Consider the following 21,119-nt stretch of genomic DNA (forward strand, 5'->3'; position numbering starts at 1 on the left):
TTTAATAATTCGATTTGAGGTTCTCCCATGAACATAAGAAAAATCGTATTCGCGGTGATCATGTGTGCCGGCCTGGCCGCCTGTGGCGGTGCCTCCGGCAGCGGTTCGGACCCCGACGACACCTCGAGCAGTTCTTCAAGCAGCAGTTCTTCGAGCAGCTCTTCAAGCAGTTCCAGCAGCTCCTCGAGCAGTTCCGGCGGCGCCACCGGCGAAGCGCCGACCATCCATATGCTCGGCGACTCCACCATGACCGATTACGGCGAAGAGCGCAGACCTCAGATGGGGTGGGGTGAGGCAATGCCGATGTTCTTCAGCGAGGAATCGGAGATCATCAACTGGGCCAGGGGCGGTCGCAGTTCCCTCAGTTTCTACTACGAGGCCTCCCGTTGGCCGACAGCTCTGACAAGCATTGAAGAAGGCGATTACGTCATCATCCAGTTCGGCCACAACGACCAGAAAACCGGCGGCGACTACGAAGAGTATGGCACCTATGCCTTCTGTAGCGACGGCACCGAAGACGGAGAGAACTGTATCGACTCTGAACATTCGTATTACCAGTTCCTGAAAAAATATGTGCTCGAAACACGGGAAAAAGGCGCGACGCCGATACTGATGACACCGATAGTGCGCAAATACTTCAGCGGCGATTCCATTACCGAAAAAGGGCAGCACAACCTGCAAGTCGCCAATACCGGAGAAGAGCACCCACGGGGCAACTACCCGGCCGCGATGAAAGCGGTTGCGCAGGCGTACGATGTGCCGCTCGTGGACCTCACTGCCGAGACCAAAGCCATCGTGGAAAGCTATGGTGACGAGGCGGCCACGGAGCACCTGTACATCGCTGCCGACAGCACCCACCCGCAGGTACTCTTTGCCACCCTGATCGCCAGGGCCGCCGTTGAGGGCCTGAAGTCCCATGGCCTGATGGAGGAACATATTGTCGAGGCGACCTACCTGGTGGCCAGCCCCGACAACCTGGACTGGGGAAATCGCCATGTCGGTGTTCCCAACAGCAAAAAACTCACCATTTCCGCCTTCGACCTCGAGCCGGAGTCCAGCGCCGTCGATGTAACCGCACCGGGCGGATTCCTGTTGAGCGATTCCGCGGACTCCGGGGTATGGAGCAGCTCCACTGCCATTGATTTCACCAATGGCGCTTTCACCTCCAACCTCTACGTGCAATTTACTGCGGAGAACGAGCAAGCCTATACGGGAGACGTGAGCTTTGCACTGGAAGGCACCGAGTTGGGCAAAGTGGCCGTGTCGGGCACCGGCGTCGCGGCCGGCGAAGGCGTGGATTCCTATTCCAGCTGGTTTACCGAAGGTTCCTCCACCACCGCCATCAGCGACGGCATGGTCAGCGCCAGCGATGCCCTGGCGAACAACCTGGAGGCGGGCAGCACCAAGACGCTGGCAGTGGACGGGCAGGATACCAGCGTTGCCCGCTACCGGGTGGAAGGACCCGAGATGGTCGCCCGCAGCGATGACCGCTACCTGCAGTTCGCCGTCACCGCCGAGTCGCAGACATTCTATGTCGATACCATCTCCGCCTACCTCACCTCCAGCGGCGGCTCGACGGTACAGGCGGATATCGAGTATTCGCTATCCGGCGACTTCAGCAACCCGGTCAGGCTCGATGAAGCCATGTCCTTTACCAAGGATACGATGACCCTGAAGGAGTATGGCGTGACCATTCCGGTATCTCCGGAGAATACCCTGTACGTACGGATCTTCCCATGGAATTCCGCCGGCAACACCGGAAAGTACCTCGCCATTTACGATTTCAATATAAACGGCACCAGCGGGGAATAAACCTGAAATAAGCCAGGCCCCGCGGCGCGGGGCCTTTCGGGGAGAACAATCATGCGCAATTCATGCACACTTCATACGGCGCCGGCCGGGCACAACAGCTGGACGACTTCCTTTCCTCCGCGCTTGCCGAAAACGCGCCCAAACAGGAGCAGTAACCCCCATGAAATTTCTTCCCGTGCGCCTTACCGCCCCCCCTGTTTGTTTCACTGCTGTCGTCATCGCTGTTACTGGCCGGCTGCGGTACAGAAAGCGACGGCAGGGGCAGCGAAGCCGAAAACCAACCCGCAGAAAAAATCGGGACGGCAGCGGAGACAGGCGCGGAGGCTCAGTGGCGGCCTGGCGCGAGCGCTCGGATAAACTGTGGGCGCTGGACATGGAAGGCATCAGGCACGAACTGGAACAGATAGGGCGGGAGATACCCCCGGACACCAGAGACCTCCGCAAGCTGCTGGTGATCACCAGGGCGCCAGGGATTTCGGCCTCGATCCGGAAGCGCCTGCGGAATTCTTTCAGAGCGCAGAGGGCCGTGAGCCGCGGCGTCGAGGGGCTGCTGGCGAGCCAGGTGCCGGTCGACGGCCGGCGCACCATCTGGGGCGCACAGCAGAATCCCATCACCTTCGAACCCGCGCCTTCGAGCCGGCGGCGCTGTCCACGAGTGAGAGCACCGCAATCTGCTGTTCCTGATGGAGCAGCCGGATCCCCCGGCGCAACTGGTGCAGGCGGTCGAAGCGGCCATGGCCTGGTTTCGCACCACGCGCATCGACGGCCTGCACTGGGACAGGCGCGACGGCCTGATCCCGGACCCACACCAAACCCACCTGGGCCAGGTTCTGCGACCCGGCCACCAACGAGCCATTGTTCGGCGACCGCGACGGCAACGTTTATCACGATGTGATGCAGCTGTCCGAGGAGCGCAGGCTCGGCTACGGCTGGTACCGCACCACGCCGGCCAAGCTGGAGAAGCACTACTGCCGCTGGCGGGCTCGACTCGAGGGGGAACAGGGGTAGCGGCCCAGCGAGAGCATCAATCGACAAGAAAGCACCAATCCGTACAAATGGCAACCAATCAGGCTTGACCAAAGTCACAAACCACTTGATATGGTCAAGCCAATTTGCTTACACTGCCTATCCAAAGCGGTTTCCAAAACCGAGCCTCTGTGCACTCGAGCTCGATAAAAATAATTAGCGATGACCTAGAGAGGAGCCACCATGAAACCCTGGCCCAAGCCTTATGCCGGTAAAGCGGCATCCCTGTTCCTGCTTTCCAGCCTGACCGCCTGCAGCGGTGGAGGTGCAGATTCGAATAACGAGGGGGACGTGGTTGCCCTGGACCCGCCAGCCCAGCAGGAAGCACCGGTCGATGCGCCCAACGGCATAGCCAACACCCCGCTGCCCTTCCACGAAGACTTCGGCGACGGCCTGTTCACCGCCTTCGATCAGGCCGATACCATTTACTTCTTCAGCGCCCAGTACAAAAGCCTGATGACGGCCCAGGAGAACAGCGACTACGAGGATTCCTACCCCGCCCTCTGGTACCCGTCCTGCTGTTTCTTCGAGGACGACAACAACCCGGATCCGGCCAACATCACGGTGGATCACGAAGCCCGCCTGGGTATCGTCAGCGACGACGGCAACCCGTCCCTGCTGATCAGCAACGCCCGTGTCACCGTCGGACAGACCCGCTCAGAGCTGGCCAACCCCACCGCCAAAAGTGCGGAAAACACAGATCCCAAGAGAGACTCCACCGCCGGCGACGCCACCGCCGAAACCGGTAGCTGGGGAGAGTTCGACCTGAGCCAGCCCTACCGGATCTCCTTCTGCGTCAAGGCGGTGCGCGGCACCGGCGGCACTCTGGAGGTCTACGTCGACAGCAACCAGAGCAGCACCGCCACCGGCACCTCCATCCACAGCAGCCCGCGTATCCTCGCCGCCAGCACCGACAACCTGGTGGCGGGCGAGCGGTTCGAGATCAATGTCCCCGAGGATACCGGCGGCGACCAGATTGGCAGTGCCACCTCCTTCCTGCAGTTCCGCGTGCCCAGCAGCGGTGGCGTCCAGGTGATCATCGACGACCTGCTGATCGAGTCCCAGGGCGACAACGGCCAAGCCAATTTACCAGCCTGTAACACCTTTACCGACGCCGCGCCGCCGGACGCCCCGGAATCCGCACCGGCACTCACCCCCCGCGACGGTGCCCTGTCCGCCACTTGGGACAGCCTGCTCAAGGCCAGCACCTACGACTTGGCATACAACACCAGTGACAGCATCGAAGGCGCCACTCTGATCGAGGGCATCGACGGAACCAGTCACCAGATCGACGGGCTTGAGAATGGAGTCCAGTACTTCGTGTTCCTGCGCGGGGTCAATGCCGCCGGCCCCGGCGACTGGGGCCCCTCTGCCGCCGCCACGCCCGAAGAGCCCGCCGGCTGCTCGCCCACAACCTCCGTCAGCACCAGCATTCCGTGGGACGTGTGGGACGGCTGCCTGGCGCCCAATGAGGCCGGAGCCGTGGTGGTGAATGGCAGCGAGATCGGAAACTTCACCCTGAGCGAAGGCAACGAGCTCTACTACACCGCCAATGAGGACGGCACCACCAGCCTCGACACCACCAGTGACACGGCGCTGAAACCCAACGCCGACCTCAGCGGCGTTATGGCCGATTCCAGCAGCGGCTACCCGCGCCACTTCACATGGATAGGCCGGATCAATACACCGAGTAGCGACTATCGCGGCTTCGAGGTGGAGATCTCCTTCGGCGAGGAGGACGGTCGCCGGGTGAAGGCCATCCTTCGTCCGGACCAGGGAGACACCGATGGCCGGAAAGGGCGCATCCAACTGGAGAAGTTTATCGACGGATCTGCGACCGCCCAGGCCGATGTCCCCATGGACAAGGACCCGGACAACACCGAGGACGACGGCTATCACATCTACCACCTCGCCTTCACCCTGAACACAGCGGCAGACATCACCGCACGCGTCTACCGCGACGGCGAGAATATCTCCCACCTGTTCGCCGGTGACACGACATCCACAGAAATCAGCGGTACCGGCCGCGACGGTGGTAGCAGTTCCCCGCGCCTGCGAATTGGCGAAGGCAGCTCCAGCGCTTTCAAAGCTGATGTGGACTGGCTGATCTGGACCGATGACGCAAGCACCGCGGCCATGACACCCGCCGAACTCGCAGGCCAATTGCCGGAGGGTATCGGCGAACTCGGCGCCTACGCCCCCGCACCGTAATCTTGTAGGAGCCTGCTTGCAGGCGAACGGCGGGGCCCGAGGGTCCGCGCAAAAAAATAAAGGCGGCAGCGAAACAACCGCGCTGCCCGGCAAGGAGAGAAAATAATGAAACTCCAAAGCAAAAAAGTCCTGCCCTTGGCCATCGCACTGGCCAGTGCCCAGGCATTTTCTCAACAGGAAAGTGAAAACACCGACTACGATGCGTCGCTGGAAGAAGTCTACGTGGAAGGAGTGCGCAGCGCCGACGTCAATGCCCGTGCCGCCGAACGCAACAAGGATAACTTCAGCTCCATCGTCACCCAGGACGATGCCGGCAACTTCTCCGACCAGAACGCCGCGGAGCTGCTACAGCGGATGCCCGGCATCACCCTGCAGAAGAGTGAGGGGGAGGGTAAATTCGTCTCCCTGCGCGGCCTGGGCCCGGGCATGGTGAGCGTGCGCATGGACGGCGGCACCATGGCGAACGCCGGTGGCGGCGCCAATGAAACCCTGGAGGACCGCGCCTTCTCCTTGGACAGCCTGCCCTCCGACGTATTGCAATCCATCGAGGTGAATAAGTCCCTGACCCCGGACATGGACCTAGACGCTATCGGCGGCAGTATCAATGTGAAGACCCTGTCCGCCCTGGATCGCGGCAAAAACACCTTCAAGATACGCGCACAGAGCTATTATCAGGACCAAGCGGAGGAGAACTCCCCCAAGCTCACCCTGCAGGGCACCAATCTGTTCCTGGACGATACCCTCGGCGTTGCCTATACCGTGTCACAGGAAAAGCGCGTGACCCAGGGTTATGAGACCCGCCACCACGCCACCTCACTCCCCCGGCACGTCACCGTTGACGGTACAACCATGTTGATTCCCTGGGAGTTCGAAACCCGCCAGGAAAATGCCGAGCGCGAGCGGGTGGCGGCACTGCTGAACCTCGAGTACCAGCCCAGCGACAACAGCCGCTACCACCTGAAAATCAACCACACCAGCTACTCGGACGAAGATATCGCACTGCGCGAGTACTACCGCTACAACTACAGCGACTCCGACGACCTGGTCTACCTGGATCCGGGTAACAATGTCTTCGGCGGCGGCAGCGTGGATTTGCAGCACCAATTCTTCATCCAGGAATCGGAGGTGAGCACCAACACCATCGCTCTCGGCGGCGAGAACCGCTTCGGCGACGGCTGGGAGGTGGATTACGACTTGGTAACCTCCCGCAGCGAAAATGAGAAGCCGGACGGCCGTCGGGTGCAGTTCCGCGTGCGCGAACTGGGAGCCATCGGTCGCTATGGCGACGGCTACATTAACGGCCAGATAGTGGACCGGGACTGGCTGGAGGAAGTGAGCGGCAAGAGCGTCTCCGGCACCGGCGGCCAGGATGGCGCAGGCTACCAGTTCGGCGAAGTCTCCCAGGCCAATATGCGCTACGACAACCTCTTCTTGGAAGACAGTCTGCGCGAGGACGCGGTGGACCAGTTCGCCCTCAATCTGCGCAAGGACTGGGCGGATGGCGGTCTCCTCAACTACATCAAGGGCGGCGTCAAGCTGCAGCAACGGGATCGCAGCAACGATAAAAACCGCGCAAGCATAGTGCCTGACGACAAGGCGGATGCCGGCTGCGGCGACGACGCCGTGTGCGAGGACCTGGCCAGTTCGACCTTGGGGGATTTCGCCACCTATATCCCCGAGAACGCCAACTTCGATCACGCGTTCATCACCCGGAGTGAAGCCGAACGCCTGCTCGCCGCCACCCGGGCCATCGGCGACCAGTACGATCAGGCGGAGCGCGAGGTGGATTCCACCAAACTGGACTACGATCTGAGCGAAGATACTTCCGCCGCCTACCTGATGGCGGAATTCCAGGTACTGCCGGAGGCCACCCTGATAGCCGGTGCCCGTTATGAACGCACCGAGTTTGAGTCCACCGGCTACATGGCCCTGCGCAACGACCGCAACGAGGAGGGCGACGGCCTGCAGTCCCTCGATATAGCCCTGCCGCTGGACAATGTCGGCAATAAGTACAACAACTTCCTGCCAGCGTTGCACTACCGCCACGAGCTGAGCGAAAAGCTGCTGGGCCGTGCCGCCCTCTGGACCAGCTTCAGCCGCCCGGATTTCGGCAAGAGCCGCGCCTTCTTCGAGGTGACCGACCGCGTGGTCTTCTGCAACACGGATCCGGCTTACACCGGTGAAGAGCGCTGTAACGAGGATCCAGCCGATATCGGTTCCACTCGTGGCGACCTGGACTACCAGGCGCAGTGGTTCGAGATGTCTCCGGACAACTCGGTGCGCATCGGCAATCCCAGCCTGGATCCGATGCGGGCCACCAACCTGGACCTGTCCCTGAGCTACTACGGCGAGGATACCTTCCTCGAAGGTGCCCTCTTCTACAAGGACATCAAGGACTTTATCGTCGATGCCACCGGTGTGGATGTGCGTATTTCTGAGCTCCCTTTCCACCTGCCGGTAGAGCAGGTAACCCTGTTCAACATCCCCGCCGACCTCACCATCACCAATGCCAACACCTACCTGAATGGTGAAAGCGCCAAGGTGTACGGTGCGGAACTCAGCTACAGCCAGTATTTCGACGGCCGCTGGGAGGACCACAAGATTGGTCGCTGGCTGGACAATATTTTCATCCAGTCCAACCTCACCTTGCAGAAGAGCGACGGCAAGGTGGGTGATACAGTGCGCGCCGACAACATCCAGCTACCGGAACAGGCTGACATGGCAGCCAACCTGACCCTCGGCTGGGAGAACGACGACCTTTCCCTGCGTTTTATCGCCAACTACACCAGCGAAATCCTGAAGCGCATCGGCAGCTGTACCGAGGCAGACATGGCTGCGGATGCCCTGTCCGGCCTACCGACCGAGTGCCAGGCCTGGGCGGACGTGTACCAGGACGAGTCGGTGACCTTCGATATCAAGGCCACATATCGGGTAATGGATAATGTGCGGGTTTACCTGGATGCCATCAACATCACCGACAATGTCGACCAGTATTACTTCACCGGCAACCAGTTCTCCGGCGGACGCATACTTTTCGACGTAGAGCAATACGGGCCCGGCTACCAGCTGGGCCTGACCATGGATTTCTAAACGCTTGAGCGCCCTATGCCCGTACTTGCCCCGTACTCGCGGGGCCATTTTTCCCTTGCCGCGGGCATGCCGGAAGCATTTCGGAATCCGCCTCGCATCGCAGTACCACGAGGCAATTTTTTGCAAGATAAATATGAAGTTAATTGGGGTGAACGAAGGCACATCATCTGGAACGCCCCCCACGGCGGCCTCGCGTCCTCCCACAAGCGTTATTGTTTCAAGTCGTGAGGAATTCGACGATGAAGTTCTGTGCTTTACCACTGGCCCTGACCGCTTCCCTCCTGCTCTCCGCCTGCGGCGGAGGTGGGGGCTCCAATGAAACCATCCCGCCGGCCAATGACACCGGCTCATCCAGTTCGTCCTCGTCGAGCTCATCCTCCTCCAGCTCCTCCTCGTCGAGTTCCTCGTCTTCCAGCAGCAGTTCCACTTCCTCTTCCGGTGGCAACCCCGGCTCCGCCGATATCAGCGCAGCCTGCCAGAGCCTGGCCACCGATCCCAATGTCAACTGGCGTGATTCCACGGAACTGGATACGGACCAGGAGATCGTCGAGTGCCTGTCCCAAACCCTGGGGCGCGCCATCGGCTACGGTGAAAAGGCCCTCGGTGGTTACGACCCGAACGGCAACAGCGTACTGACCGTGATCGTCGATCAGGCAAGCGATGCCGAGGGCCGCACAATAGAAGAGCAAATCCTCGACGCCATCGATGGCGACGGACACAACTGGATAGTATTCGACAAATTCGATTTCGCTGACGAAACCGAAGTCGCCATGTATCGCAACTACTGTGGCGACGCCTCGGTGCAGAGCGCAATCGGCGTCGCCGACGAAGCCCAGTGTATCGACTACCGCCAATGGTGCACCGACAACGACTTCGATACCGAGAGCGCATGCTTGACGGAATTCTTCAACACCCGCCTGAACGACGGCAATCTGCCGATCCGCAACCCGGTGATCGGCGCCAACAAGACCATTGATGGCCGCCTCAGCAACGCCTATTTCCGCTTCAACGGCTTCGCGGTGGGCACCGACAGTAACGGCTCTGACAATGTGATCCTGACCCACCTGGATTTCCGCGGCGCCGGCCATACCGAGGACCACGGCCTGGATCCGGATATGATCCGCTCCACCGGCGGCTCCCGGGATATCTGGATCCACAAGAACAGCTTCGACCTGACCGGCGACTCCGCCTTCGATGTCAAGCGCGGCGCCCACCATATCACCATGTCCTTCAACCGGCTGATGGACGTGAAGCGCGCAAGCCTGCACGGCTCCAGTGATGACCGCACGGAAAACGCGGACATCCGCACCACCATGCACCACAACGCTTTCGTCACCCGCGACGGTCTCTACAGCACCTTCTCCGGTACCGCCCGGCGGGTACCGCTGATTCGCCGCGGCCGCACCCATGCGTTCAACAACCTGTTCATGAACTATCGCAAGGATGTGTTCAGTGCGCGCTGGGGCGCCCAGGTGCTGTGGCAAGACAATGTGCTGCTGATGAACACGGAACACGGCGTGTCGCTGGACAGCCTGCAATCAGACCTGGCGAGGGATAATTACAGTGACGACAACAGCAGCAACAATAGCAGCTTCAAGGCGGAGGGCACCATCGTGTGGCATTCCGACAGCGCCTGCAACCTGGACACCTCCGACTCTCGGGAAATCACTGTGGCCTGGGGCACCGTCGAGGCACCAACCTATTCAGTGGACGCGGTGAAAAGCGAAGCCGGCCAGGAACTGGCAGACTACGTCAGCGCCACCGCGGGCAAGTACGGCGAAGCGCCCTTCAACTCGCCGCTGGCCAACGATATGAACTATGTACTGGGCCTGGGCAAGGTGTCCTGCCAGTAACAAACACGCTATCGATGTAGGAGCCTGCTTGCAGGCGAATAAAGTACGTTGACGAAGCCCGGCAATGTGCACCTGCAAACAAGCTCCTACAGTGTAATTTCGTAGGATGGGCAAAGCGCAGCGTGTCCACCAACCACCAGCATGATGGGCACGCTGCGTTTTGCCCATCCTGCCCAAGCTCCGTGGAGCTAGAGATGAAAAAAATACTCTGCATTCTCCCATTCATTTTCCCGGTACTCGCCCAGGCCGAAACCATCTACATGGCTGGCGACTCCACCATGGCCTTCAAGCCGGTCAAGGACCACCCGGAAACCGGCTGGGGTATGCCCTTCTCGCTGTTTTTCGATGACAGTATCAAAGTGGAAAACCGCGCGATGAACGGCCGCAGCACCCGCACTTTTATCGAGGAGGGGCGCTGGGAGAGTATCGAAAAGTCCCTGCAGTCCGGCGACTTCGTCATCATCCAGTTCGGCCACAACGACGAGTCGGAACAAAAGAAGGATCGCTACACGCCCCCGGAACAATACAAGGCCAACCTGGCCCGCTTTATCCGCGAAGCCCGTGCCAAGGGCGCCACGCCACTATTGATGAGCCCAATCACCCGACGCTATTTCAACGAAGACGGCACCATCAAACACACCCACCCCTACGCCCCGCTAAGCCGCGAAGTGGCCGAGGAGGAAAAGGTGGATTTTATCGATATGGAAGCCATTACCCGCGAACACTTCCAGCAACAGGGCAACGAGAACTCCGCCCTGCGTTTCCTGCACATAAAGCCCGACACCCACCCCAACTATCCCAACGGCGTGCGCGACGACACCCACCTGAACCAGTTGGGCGCGCGGGAAGTGGCGCAGCTGGCACTGAAGGAAATGAAAAAAATGGGCCACCCGCTGGCTAAAAAACTGCGCGAGCCGGAGGCCAAGCACCTGACCTTCAAATACTGACAACGTTCATACAGGAACGGCGGGGGCGGCTATCCGCCCATGGCCGTGATCGATTTTCCGGTAACCCCCTACTCCGATCGCGGCCATGGGCCGCTCCTACAGAAGCACCAACAAAATCCGGTGAAGCCGCTATGCGTTTACTGATCTCTGCCATTCTGACTGGATTTTTCCACTCTGCCATGGCCAATCCCGACTACCAGGCCATCGTAGACCCGGAGGGCGGCACTGAGTCCGAACAAAAAATTTACCAAACGATAGGCGCGGCCCTGGAAGCCGCACCGGCCGCGGCGGACAGGCCCTATACCATTTATATCCGCAACGGCCACTACCGGGAAAAGCTCACCGTGGACAAGCCCAACATCGCCCTGCTGGGCGAAGACCGGGACAACACGGTGATCGCCTACGACGCCTATGCCGGCCAGAAGATGCCTGGATCGGACGAAACCTGGGGCACCTTCCGCTCCGCCACCCTTTCCGTGTATGCGCCCGGCTTCCGCGCGCAAGATCTCACCATAGAAAACGGTTTCGACTTCCTCGCCAACGACGCCCTGGACCCGGATGCCACGGAAAAAGTAGGCGGTACCCAGGCGGTGGCCCTGACCCTGGCGCAAGACAGCGACCGCGCCGCCTTCCGCAACGTGCGTCTGTCCGGCTACCAGGATACCCTCTACGCCAACAGCGGCCGCAGCTACTTCCTCGACAGCGTCATCGAGGGCAATGTGGACTTTATTTTTGGCGCGGGCACCGCGCTGTTCGAGAACAGCGATATCGTCAACCGCAGGCGCGCCCGGGAAATGGATACCACCGGTTACGTCACCGCCCCCAGCACCAATATCCACAATGATTTCGGCCTGGTATTCCTGAACTGCCGCCTGCTGAAGGAAGACGGTGTCCCGGCGGGCTCCGTTCCCCTGGGCCGCCCCTGGCACCCCACCACCAACTTCGCCGACGGCCGCTACGCGGACCCGGATGCGATAGGCGCGAGTGTGTTTATCAACACCTGGATGGACGACCACATAGCCCGGGACGGCTGGGCCTCGATGCGTGGAACCGCCCGGGACGGGACCAAAAGCGCGGTATTCACACCGGAGGGTTCCCGCTTCTTCGAGTACAAAAGCCGCGGCCCCGGGGCTGCGGCAGGCCCCAAGCGTCGACAGCTGACCACTGAGGAGGCCGGGGAATACACGCGAGAAAAAATCCTTGGGGACTGGACTCCGCACCTTTAGTCATGTGAAGCCGGATTCCGTAGGATGCGCCGTGCGCACCACGGAGTAGCGCGCTTTCGACCAACCGGTGCGCGGGGCGCACCCTACGATTACTCCGCCTCCGCCATTCTGCGGGGGAAGTCGCCGATACCCTCATCGGTCCGCTCGACTGTCTGAATGGTTCCGTCGTCGTTGAAGTGGATATATTCGGCGGCAACGTGTCGCTGCCTCTTGCCACAATTTGATTCCGGCGTTTCCAGCCAGCGGTGATAAAACAGAACCCATTGCCCCTTGTAATCGACAATGGAGTGGTGATTGTTGCTGCTGGCCTCTTCCTCCATGATGACGCCCTGGTACTTCCACGGCCCCTTGGGTGAATCGCTCATGTAGTAAGTCAGGACCCGGTTGTTTTCCGGCATGGTGAAATAGTAAATCCCGTTTCTCTTGAATACCCAGGGCCCCTCCATTTTCGGCTCATAGCCGCCCATATCCATTTTCTGGAATTCGCCCTTTACGCTCAGCAGGTCATCCGCCATCTCCGCCACATGGTAGTCCTTACCGGCACCATGAAAATACAAATAGGCCTTGCCATCGTCGTCGATGAAAAGACTGGGGTCATTCGCGTAGGGATCTCTCCACAGCGGCCCGCCGATTGCATCCTTGAAGGGGCCGGTTGGTGAATCGCTTATGGCAACACCAATCCCCATCCACTTGGTGCTGTTCTTCGGATTCTGCCGGTCCTTCACGCCCGTGCCCGCCGGAAAGACCAGATAGTATTTGCCGTTCTTGTAGGCCGCGTCCGGTGCCCAGGCATAATTGTCCGCCCAGGAGAGATCGTCCACCGACAAAATGGGACCGTGACTTTCCCAGTTGACAAGATCGTCCGACGAAAAGGCGTACCAGTCTTTCATCCAGAAATCTTCCTGGCACTCTTCATCGTGGGACGTGTAGAGGTACATTTTTCCATCGGCCCAGACATGGCCAGACGGGTCGGCCGTTCTTATATTGCTGCCGAAATCCAGTGGGTTTTGCGCAAAGCTGGTTGAAGAGACCAACATCAGCGACGGCAATACTGCTATAAAGAAGGAGAGCCGGTTCATTGTTCTTTTCCCTGGTTGACAGTGCTACTAAGTGGGGTTAAGGGGGCATGGTGCAGGAGCGATCCAACACAGATCAGTCGACCCTCAGGTAATCGAAGTCCGCGTGGCCGCTGTCACCCAGAGCGAAGAGGCCGAAGCGGGCACCCACCCAGCGTCCGGGCTGGGCGATAAAACCCTCATCCAGGGTTTTCCAGTCGCCATCCGCCTTGCGATAGGAGAACACGGTGCGGCCCTCGGGAAAGACGCTGATCCCCACTTCCGCCTGAGGCTGCGGCAGATCCTCGACTATTACCTCATGTGTCTTGCATCCGCTCCGCGCTCCGATGCAGACACTGTAAACCAGTTGGTTTTTGCCGCCTTCACGGCGCATTCCCAGCCAAGCGTAGTCAGTGCCGTAGACAAGCAGTCCGGCCTCGGTCCTCTCGCCCGCCAGTTGCAGTTTGGTGTGCACGCGGAACTCCTCCGCGGGGAACTTCTGCAGCAGCAGCGACGGCTGTCCCCACAGATTCGCCGTATCCACGGCCGCGGGCTGGGCGAAGAGGCGCAGCTTGCCAGGGTTCTCCGTCAGCGAGTACCAGTCATCCCGCCAGTTGGCGTTCCACTGCCACTGGGGCAGCAGTGTTTCGGTATCGAACTCGTCGCTGGTAAGCGGATAGACGTCCGGCGAAGCTTCGGCAACTTTAGGGCTGGCATGGCTCAGCACCGGTTCGCCGCGGCCGTCGCCATCCGGGTCCGTGCCGATCACCGGCCAGCCGTCGCGCCATTGCATCGGCTGCAGGTGCACTATGCGGCCGTAGGCGTCCCTGTCCTGGAAGTGCAGGAACCAGTCCTCGCCGCTTTCAGTGCCCACCCAGGATCCCTGGTGCGGGCCGTTGATCGGGGTATTGCCCTGGGCCATGACCACCCTGACCTCGTAGGGGCCGTCAATATTTTTTGCGCGGAATACCGATTGCCAGCCCTGGGTGACACCACCCGCGGGCGCGAACACATAGTAATAGCCATCGCGCTTGTAGAACTTGGGCCCTTCCAGGGTGCGATAGCCGGGGAGTTTATTGCCGTCGATCACCACTTTTCCCTTGTCGAGAACCCTGCGCGCGTCGGCGCTCATGCGGTGCAACGTGAGTATATTGTTGAAGCCGGCGCGGCTCTTGGCCCAGGCGTGCATCAGGTAGGCCTTGCCATCGTCGTCCCACAGGGGCGTGGGGTCGATAATGCCCTTGCCCGGCAGCAACAGGTGCGGCTCTGTCCAGGGCCCGCGGATATCCTCGGCGGTGGTGACGAAAATACCCTGGTCGGGATCCGGGTAGAAGACCCAGAATTTGCCCTCGCGATGGCGCAGGCTCGGCGCCCAGACACCGTTGCCGTGCTGGGGCACCGCGTAGCGGGATCCCGGCACCTGCCTATCCAGTACATGGCCGATCAGCTTCCAGTGCAAGGTCGCGGGAATGCAGTATCGGCAGCGCCGGGGCGTGATTGAAGCTGGACGAGATCATATAGAAATCGTCGCCGACGCGGACGGCGTCCGGGTCTGAGTAGTCGGCGTGGATGACGGGGTTGGTATAGCCGTCATCCGTCGTGGCTAGCGCCACCTGAGCCCAAAAAAGCAGCGTGGCGATACTCATCCTGGAAAACGAATCCACTGTGCTGGCCTCAATAAAAGAACACCGTGTCCAACGGGACACGGTGCAAGCAAGGACGGGCTAATCATTACAGATTTTTCGGTGCATTTACTCGCCCGAAAATCACTGACAGCCCTCTCCCACCAGCGGGAGAGGGCTTTGGCGGCCTTGCGGATCAGAAGTTCACTCGCAGTCCCAGCAGAACCTCGCGGCCGGTGCTGTTGTATTCGCGCACCAGATCCATGTCACCGAGGGGACCAGTGGTGTAGAGCCGCTCGGTTTCGTTGGTGAGGTTGATACCCTCCAGGGTAACGGTGATATTCTCGGTCACGTCGTAGAAGGCCGACATATCCACACGGGTGGGGCCGGTGGTGGCGTGGGAGGCGTTGCCATTGGAGCCGGTCTGGTCGGTGACGTAATCGTCGCGACCATTGAGCATTACGCGGCCACCAAACCTGTCCTGCTCGTAGTAGAGACCGACGTTGTAACTGTCCGCAGACAGCCCCTCCAGCGGCCCGCGCACGCCGTTGCCGAAGTTGGCATTGGAGTGCACATGGGTAAAGTTCGCCAGTACACCGAAATTACTCGCCCAGCCGGGCAGGAAACGCAGTGGCTGCTGATAGGAGATTTCGTAACCATCCAGGTCGGCGCCCTCACCGTTAACGGAGGTGGAGATGTTCCAGGCCTCTGCGTCCGGATCTATTGCATTGGGCTCATACAGCGGACTGTTGGGGTCGTACTCCGGGCGCGCCGCCACTACCGCGCGAATATCCGCCGGCAAGCGCTGATTTTCCAAAGTTTCCCCGGTGGTGAAACTCTCTATCTGCTTGTGGAACAGGGTCAGCGCCAGCACCGATTCTTCTGCAAAGTACCACTCCAGGGCGAGATCCGCGGAGTTGGCGCGCACCGGTTCCAACCCGGGGTTGCCGATACTGACATTGCCGTTAATGGGCGTCACGCTCACGGTGCCCGCAAGACTACCCAGCCCTGGCCGCGCCATATTGCGGGCCACACCGAGGCGCAGCAGCAGGTCTTCCTGGAGCTCCCATACGAAGTTGGCGGAAGGGAGGATTTCCGTATAGCTGCCCTGCCGCTCCGTGGGCACAAAGCCATCTACGCCGTCGCTGGCCACACCTCGAGAAGTCACCTTGGTGTCCACTATCCGCAGGCCGGTGTTGACTGTGAGCGGTAGGCCCAGCAGTTGCGCGTACACATTGGCTTCCACATAGCCGCCCAGGGTCTCCTCCTCGATATCATATGTACTGGAGTCGTCCTCGTTCAGCGCCCACTGGCCCACGCCCCAGGCTGCGGCTGCCGCATCGTAGTCCGCCACCAGCCAGGAGGTGGGGTAGCCAGCCGGAGCGTCTATGCCATCGGCATAACCGTCCACGACATCACCTAGCGCTGCGGACAGTTCCGCAGCCACCACCTGACCGTTCAAGTCGGTGACATTGATGGCGTCCCAACGCTGTGACTGCACCTTGCGGCTGTTCCAGATAAGACCGGTCTTGATATTGGAATCGTCACCCTCGATGGTGAAATCCGCGCGGAAGGTGTCATTGTCGCGCTCGACGATATCCCGGCGCAGGGTGGGACCAGACCAGACGTAATTGGAGGGATCGAGGATGTCGAAGCCATAGGACATCTCGGCGATATCGCTGTCCTTCTCGAAGGAATAGGAAAAACTGTGCCCTTCGCTGGCAGTCTGGTTGAAGCGCAGTTGGTCTTCAGTGTGCTCGGACACCGCATTACCGTACATCAAATCCAGTGTCATATTGTCAGCGAGATCGAACTTTCCGGACAGCACCACCTGGCGGAAGTCGGTTTCGCTGAACTGGCCGCGGCTCTCGGAACGGGGCGTTACATTGTCGAATTCACCGGCAACGATGTAGCGGCCACTCGGGTCCAGGGTGACCTCAGTGGGCACGATATCGTCGTAGGTGTTGCGGAACTGCGCGAAGTAATTGTAAGAGGTCACATCCGCCTTCAGGTTGGAGGTCAGCACATCCAGGGTGAACTCCATGGAATCCGAGGGGCGGAATTGCAGTGAACCGGTAAGGCCCAGCCGCTCCTGGTCGCGGTTGAAGGAATCCATGCGCGGCAGGCGGGGAGTCCACATATAGTCCAGCGGGATTCGATCGCCCGCTACCGAATCGCCGTTAGCGGCCGGATTGGGTGTGCCGTTGATCACCGTGTCCACGGTGTTGTTGTGGCTATAACCGGTAATTTTGTCGGGATTGTCTGGATCTTCACGCAAAGCCGTACAGTCCCAACACATTCCGTTGGCATCCGGGCTGGTCCAGCGCACGGTGCCAAAACCCTCCTGGCGCACCGTGCGCTCGGAGTAGGCGGCACTCACCAGCACACCCAGCTTGTCGTCCATAAAGGTATTGCTGTAGAGGCCGGTGAGACGGGGATCGTCTTCGCCGGCGAAGCTGTCCGCCATCATCTGGCCACCGAAGGCAACGTGCTGGCCGGGGTTGTCAAAGGGGCGCGCAGTGGACAGCTCCACCGTGGATGCCAGGCCGCCCTCTTCCACCGAGGCGACCGGCGACTTGTGGATAGTAATCCTGTTGAACAGCTCCGAGGCAAAGACATTGAAGTCGAAATCCCGCCCGCGGTTGACGCCGCCGGAGGAGTCCAGACCGCCGGTACTGGAGGGTACTTCCATGCCGTTCAGGGTGGTGCGGGAAAAGCCCGGGCCCAGTCCGCGCACGGTGATATTGCGGCCCTCACCGCCCTCGCGGGTGATGGCGACACCGGGGACGCGCTGCAGTGACTCGGCCAGGTTCAGGTCCGGCATCTTGCCGATGTCCTCGGCGATAATGCTGTCACTGCTGTTGGGATTCGAGCGCTTGGTATCCAGCCCCCTCTCCAGGGAGGCGCGAAAACCCGTTACGGTGATTTCTTCCAGTGTCTGCCCCTGGGCACTGGCATCCTGCTCCTGGGCCAGTGCCGGCGAGGCGACGGCCATGGCAAAAACCAGCGGCTTCAGTTTGTATTTTCTCATCTCTTCATCTCCCGTTTTTATTTTCGCCAGCTCAGTACTCCATCGATCCGCTGGCTGCCTAGTTTTACCGCTTCAAAATTCAGATTTACCGCATTCTCGATGACCATGGGCGTTTCCACCCTGTCGACACTCACATCCCTGAACAACACATCCTGCAGCGGCGCCGCTTCGGGTGCATGCACTTCCAGGAAGGTGCCGACTTCCTGGACATCGATGTTCTCGAAAACAATGTCCCGATAGGTGGACGGGAAGACGCCGCCCAGCTCCCCAGGATAGTCCAGCTGGAACCAGAACAGGTTTTTGAAGGATTCCACTTTCAGGTTGCGCAGGCGCACGTTTTCCACCAGCCCGCCGCGATCCAGGTTGGACTTGAAACGGAAGGCGGATACGCCTTTGCGGAGGACATTGTCCGTGAAGAAGACATCCCTGATGCCGCCGGACATTTCGCTGCCCAGGGCTATACCATCCTCACCGCCCATATCGTTGTTGCGCACCAGGATGCGCTCACTGGGAATACCGATGGTGCGCCCATCCAGGTCGCGGCCGGATTTGATCACCACAGAATCGTCACCGGTGCGGAACCAGCTGTTTTCCACCAGCACGTTTTTGCTGGACTCGATATCGACGCCGTCGTTATTGGCGAAGTGGCTTTCCACACGGATACCGCGCACGATGGCGTCCTCGGTATACACCAGGTGGTTTACCCAGAAAGGCGAGTTGATGGCCTTGTAGCCCTCCAGCAACACGCGCTTGGCACCAAAAAACTGCACCAGCGGTGGTCGCAGGTAAGTTCCCGCTGCAAATACCCGCTTCTCCACCGGCACTCCATTGGCACCCATCTTGCGCAGCCTTTCCATGTCCGCAGACTGCTTAGCCTGCCATTGCTTGAATTCACTGTCGGCGTTGCCGTCGATGGTGCCTTGGCCTGTAATTGCCACATCTTCCACATTGGCTGCATAGATCAACGGCGAATAGGTAAACAGCTCGGTGCCCTCCCAGCGCGTTTTCACCCCCGGCAGGTAGTGTTCCGGCTTCGGGGAAAACAACAGGACGGCACCCTCTTCCAGGTGAAGTTCTATGCGGCTGCGCAGCACAACCGGGCCATGGCTCAACCAGCGGCCCTTGGGAATCACCACCTTGCCGCCGCCGTTACCGGCTGCGGTCTTGATGGCTGCCAGTATCGCCGGCCTGGCGTCCACCTTCTGTCCCGCCTTGGCTCCGAATTCAGTGATTCGGTATATGTTGTCCGGGATTTCCGGCAGCTGGACATCAGCTGCGATTTGTTCCGCCAATTCCCAGTCATCCGCAGCTACCGTCAGCGGCGCGGGGGCAAGCAAAATAAATGCAAGCACACATAAAACCAGGCTCTTTTTATTCTGCTTTTGCATTGTGCTTTGCTCCTTGGTATTGGGTGCCAGGTCAGTCGATCAATCCCAGCGCCCGCGGCAGGTACTCACTGATCGCCGGCACATAGGTCACCAGGATCAGTACCAGGAACATCATTGCGTACATCGGCAGCAGCGGCCGTATCAGGCTGGTGATCGAGGTCTTGGAAATACTGGCGCCGACGAACAGCACGCTGCCCACCGGCGGCGTGCACAGGCCTATGCACAGGTTCAGGATCATCACTATGCCGAACTGCAGCGGCGACATGCCCAGTTCGGTGACCACCGGCAGGAATATCGGGGTAAAGATCAGCACCGCCGGGGTCATGTCCATAAAGGCGCCCACTGCCAGCAGAATCAGGTTGATGGTCAGCAGTATCAGCAGCGGGTTGTCGCTGATGGTGATCAGCGCCTGGCTGATGGTCTGGGGAATATTTTCGTAGGACAGGATCCAGGACATAGCCGAGGAGGCGGCGATCAGGAACATGACGATGGCCGTGGTCTCCACCGCTTTCACGAAAATTGCCGGCAACTGGTTGACCTTGACCTCGCGGTAGATCAACACCGACAGCAACAGCGAGTAGAGCACCGCTATGGCGCTGGCCTCGGTCGCGGTGAAGATGCCGCTGATGATGCCGCCGATCACCAGCACGACCAAGAAAAGACTCGGAATCGCATCCAGGGTCGTTGCCAGCGCCTCGCGCCAGGGTGTCGCCTTGCCCACCGGGTAGCCCTTGGCTTTGGCCCAAATACCGCACACGATCATCAGGCCCAGGGCCAGAATCAGGCCCGGCAGGTAGCCGGCGATAAACAGCGCGGCGATGGACACGCCGCCGCTGGCCAGGGAGAAGACGATCAGGATATTGCTCGGCGGAATCAGCAGGCCGGTGGTGGAGGAGGCCACGGTGACCGCGGTGTTGAAGTTCTTGTCGTAGCCCTCCTTGTTCATCGACGGGATCATGAAGCCGCCGATGGCCGAGGTGGCCGCCACCGCCGATCCGGAGATGGAACCGAACAGGGTGCAGCTGATGATATTCACGAACGCCAGGCCGCCCGGCAGCATGCCGACCAGCACCCGCGCGAAGGCGATGATGCGCCGCGCTATGCCGCCGCTGCCCATCAGCAGGCCGGACAGGATAAAGAAGGGAATCGCCAGCAGTGCGAAGCTGTCGATTCCGCTGGCCATGCGCTGAGCCATGGTGATCAACGCCGGCAGTGGGTCTATGGTGACCAGCATGGTCAGCAGCGTGGCCACGCCGATACTGATGGATATGGGGACGTTGAGTGCGAGCAGGACCAGGAAGCTGATCAGCAGTACGGCTACGGAAATTTCCATGATCTTCTCCTAACCCTCGGCCGAAGCGATTTCTGCGGGCTGGTTTGCAGTGCGCCGCGCCGGGCTTACGGCGCCGAGCAGTTGCAGCAGCTGGTCTATGCAGAAGAGGCAGATCAGCGCGCCCGATAGCGGAATGACAACGTATACATAACCCATCGGAATATTCAGAGCCGCGGAGAGCTGGTCCAGCTCGAAGGTCAGTATTACCAGCTGCACGCCGCCGAACACCATGACGGCGGCGGCAAAGGCGAAGCACAGGGAGATAGTCAGCAGCTGCACTTTTCTGCGGACTTTTTCCGGCAGCGCATTGGTCAGCAGGTCTATACCCAGGTGGGATTTCTTGCGATAGGCGTAGGCGGCGCCGAGAATGCCGATCCAGACCAGCAGGTAGCGGGCCAGCTCCTCGGTATAGGAGCTGGGGTTCATCGGCAGGAAGCGGGTCAGTATCTGCCAGGTCACGTCCAGCACCATCAGTGCCAACAGGCTGCCCAGCAGCAGTTCCAGCAGCCGGTCTATTCTTTGCAT

13 protein-coding genes and 3 pseudogenes are annotated in these 21,119 nt (G+C 60.2%); 9 read left to right on the top strand and 7 right to left on the bottom strand.

Annotated features, from left to right (window positions below):
* Positions 1–27 precede the first annotated feature (27 nt).
* The 9 genes and pseudogenes from AC6R19_RS09435 (at position 28) to AC6R19_RS09475 (ending at position 12,165) form a co-directional block, all read left to right on the top strand.
* Complete coding sequence (locus AC6R19_RS09435; protein ID WP_500579552.1) at positions 28–1,812, top strand: rhamnogalacturonan acetylesterase; 1,785 nt, start codon at positions 28–30, stop codon at positions 1,810–1,812.
* A 373-nt stretch (positions 1,813–2,185) separates the two neighbouring features.
* Positions 2,186–2,428, top strand: a pseudogene (locus AC6R19_RS09440) (pectate lyase); the annotation flags it as partial.
* Between the two features lie 67 nt (positions 2,429–2,495).
* Positions 2,496–2,588, top strand: a pseudogene (locus AC6R19_RS09445) (hypothetical protein); the annotation flags it as partial.
* A gap of 52 nt (positions 2,589–2,640) precedes the next feature.
* Positions 2,641–2,820: pseudogene (locus tag AC6R19_RS09450) on the top strand (pectate lyase); the annotation flags it as partial.
* A gap of 201 nt (positions 2,821–3,021) precedes the next feature.
* Positions 3,022–5,049 (top strand): fibronectin type III domain-containing protein, encoded by a 2,028-nt coding sequence (locus tag AC6R19_RS09455; RefSeq protein ID WP_500579553.1) that lies wholly within the window; start codon positions 3,022–3,024, stop codon positions 5,047–5,049.
* A gap of 105 nt (positions 5,050–5,154) precedes the next feature.
* Entirely contained in the window at positions 5,155–8,139 is a 2,985-nt protein-coding gene (locus AC6R19_RS09460; RefSeq protein ID WP_500579554.1) for a TonB-dependent receptor, read from the top strand.
* Positions 8,140–8,378: 239 nt separating this feature from the next.
* On the top strand, positions 8,379–9,992 hold the full coding sequence (locus AC6R19_RS09465; RefSeq protein WP_500579555.1) for a pectate lyase family protein: 1,614 nt from the start codon (positions 8,379–8,381) through the stop codon (positions 9,990–9,992).
* A gap of 194 nt (positions 9,993–10,186) precedes the next feature.
* The gene (locus AC6R19_RS09470) at positions 10,187–10,939 is read left to right on the top strand and encodes a rhamnogalacturonan acetylesterase (protein WP_500579556.1); all 753 of its coding nucleotides are present in this window, start codon (positions 10,187–10,189) and stop codon (positions 10,937–10,939) included.
* Between the two features lie 131 nt (positions 10,940–11,070).
* Positions 11,071–12,165, top strand: a complete 1,095-nt coding sequence (locus AC6R19_RS09475; protein ID WP_500579557.1) for a pectinesterase family protein — start codon at positions 11,071–11,073, stop codon at positions 12,163–12,165.
* 89 nt (positions 12,166–12,254) lie between these two features.
* On the opposite strand, the gene AC6R19_RS09480 is transcribed toward AC6R19_RS09475, so the two are convergent.
* The 7 genes from AC6R19_RS09480 to AC6R19_RS09510 form a co-directional block, all read right to left on the bottom strand.
* On the bottom strand, positions 12,255–13,244 hold the full coding sequence (locus tag AC6R19_RS09480) for a family 43 glycosylhydrolase (RefSeq protein ID WP_500579558.1): 990 nt from the start codon (positions 13,242–13,244) through the stop codon (positions 12,255–12,257).
* A gap of 73 nt (positions 13,245–13,317) precedes the next feature.
* On the bottom strand, positions 13,318–14,640 hold the full coding sequence (locus AC6R19_RS09485; protein ID WP_500579559.1) for a glycoside hydrolase family 43 protein: 1,323 nt from the start codon (positions 14,638–14,640) through the stop codon (positions 13,318–13,320).
* A gap of 4 nt (positions 14,641–14,644) precedes the next feature.
* Entirely contained in the window at positions 14,645–14,833 is a 189-nt protein-coding gene (locus AC6R19_RS09490; RefSeq protein WP_500579560.1) for a family 43 glycosylhydrolase, read from the bottom strand.
* Positions 14,834–15,038: 205 nt separating this feature from the next.
* Entirely contained in the window at positions 15,039–17,873 is a 2,835-nt protein-coding gene (locus AC6R19_RS09495; protein ID WP_500579561.1) for a TonB-dependent receptor, read from the bottom strand.
* A gap of 17 nt (positions 17,874–17,890) precedes the next feature.
* The gene (locus AC6R19_RS09500) at positions 17,891–19,261 is read right to left on the bottom strand and encodes a glycoside hydrolase family 28 protein (protein ID WP_500579562.1); all 1,371 of its coding nucleotides are present in this window, start codon (positions 19,259–19,261) and stop codon (positions 17,891–17,893) included.
* Between the two features lie 31 nt (positions 19,262–19,292).
* On the bottom strand, positions 19,293–20,594 hold the full coding sequence (locus AC6R19_RS09505) for a TRAP transporter large permease (RefSeq protein WP_500579563.1): 1,302 nt from the start codon (positions 20,592–20,594) through the stop codon (positions 19,293–19,295).
* Between the two features lie 9 nt (positions 20,595–20,603).
* Positions 20,604–21,119, bottom strand: a complete 516-nt coding sequence (locus AC6R19_RS09510) for a TRAP transporter small permease (protein ID WP_500579595.1) — start codon at positions 21,117–21,119, stop codon at positions 20,604–20,606.

The organism is Microbulbifer sp. SE14 (assembly GCF_059834885.1).

What these genes read in the sequence shown, in the direction of transcription:
- AC6R19_RS09480 (WP_500579558.1), bottom strand. Translation starts at nt 13,244, where the DNA reads ATGAACCGGCTCTCCTTCTTTATAGCAGTATTGCCGTCGCTGATGTTG.
- AC6R19_RS09500 (WP_500579562.1), bottom strand. Translation starts at nt 19,261, where the DNA reads ATGCAAAAGCAGAATAAAAAGAGCCTGGTTTTATGTGTGCTTGCATTT.
- AC6R19_RS09455 (WP_500579553.1), top strand. Translation starts at nt 3,022, where the DNA reads ATGAAACCCTGGCCCAAGCCTTATGCCGGTAAAGCGGCATCCCTGTTC.
- AC6R19_RS09505 (WP_500579563.1), bottom strand. Translation starts at nt 20,594, where the DNA reads ATGGAAATTTCCGTAGCCGTACTGCTGATCAGCTTCCTGGTCCTGCTC.
- AC6R19_RS09510 (WP_500579595.1), bottom strand. Translation starts at nt 21,119, where the DNA reads ATGCAAAGAATAGACCGGCTGCTGGAACTGCTGCTGGGCAGCCTGTTG.
- AC6R19_RS09495 (WP_500579561.1), bottom strand. Translation starts at nt 17,873, where the DNA reads ATGAGAAAATACAAACTGAAGCCGCTGGTTTTTGCCATGGCCGTCGCC.
- AC6R19_RS09470 (WP_500579556.1), top strand. Translation starts at nt 10,187, where the DNA reads ATGAAAAAAATACTCTGCATTCTCCCATTCATTTTCCCGGTACTCGCC.
- AC6R19_RS09435 (WP_500579552.1), top strand. Translation starts at nt 28, where the DNA reads ATGAACATAAGAAAAATCGTATTCGCGGTGATCATGTGTGCCGGCCTG.
- AC6R19_RS09465 (WP_500579555.1), top strand. Translation starts at nt 8,379, where the DNA reads ATGAAGTTCTGTGCTTTACCACTGGCCCTGACCGCTTCCCTCCTGCTC.
- AC6R19_RS09460 (WP_500579554.1), top strand. Translation starts at nt 5,155, where the DNA reads ATGAAACTCCAAAGCAAAAAAGTCCTGCCCTTGGCCATCGCACTGGCC.
- AC6R19_RS09475 (WP_500579557.1), top strand. Translation starts at nt 11,071, where the DNA reads ATGCGTTTACTGATCTCTGCCATTCTGACTGGATTTTTCCACTCTGCC.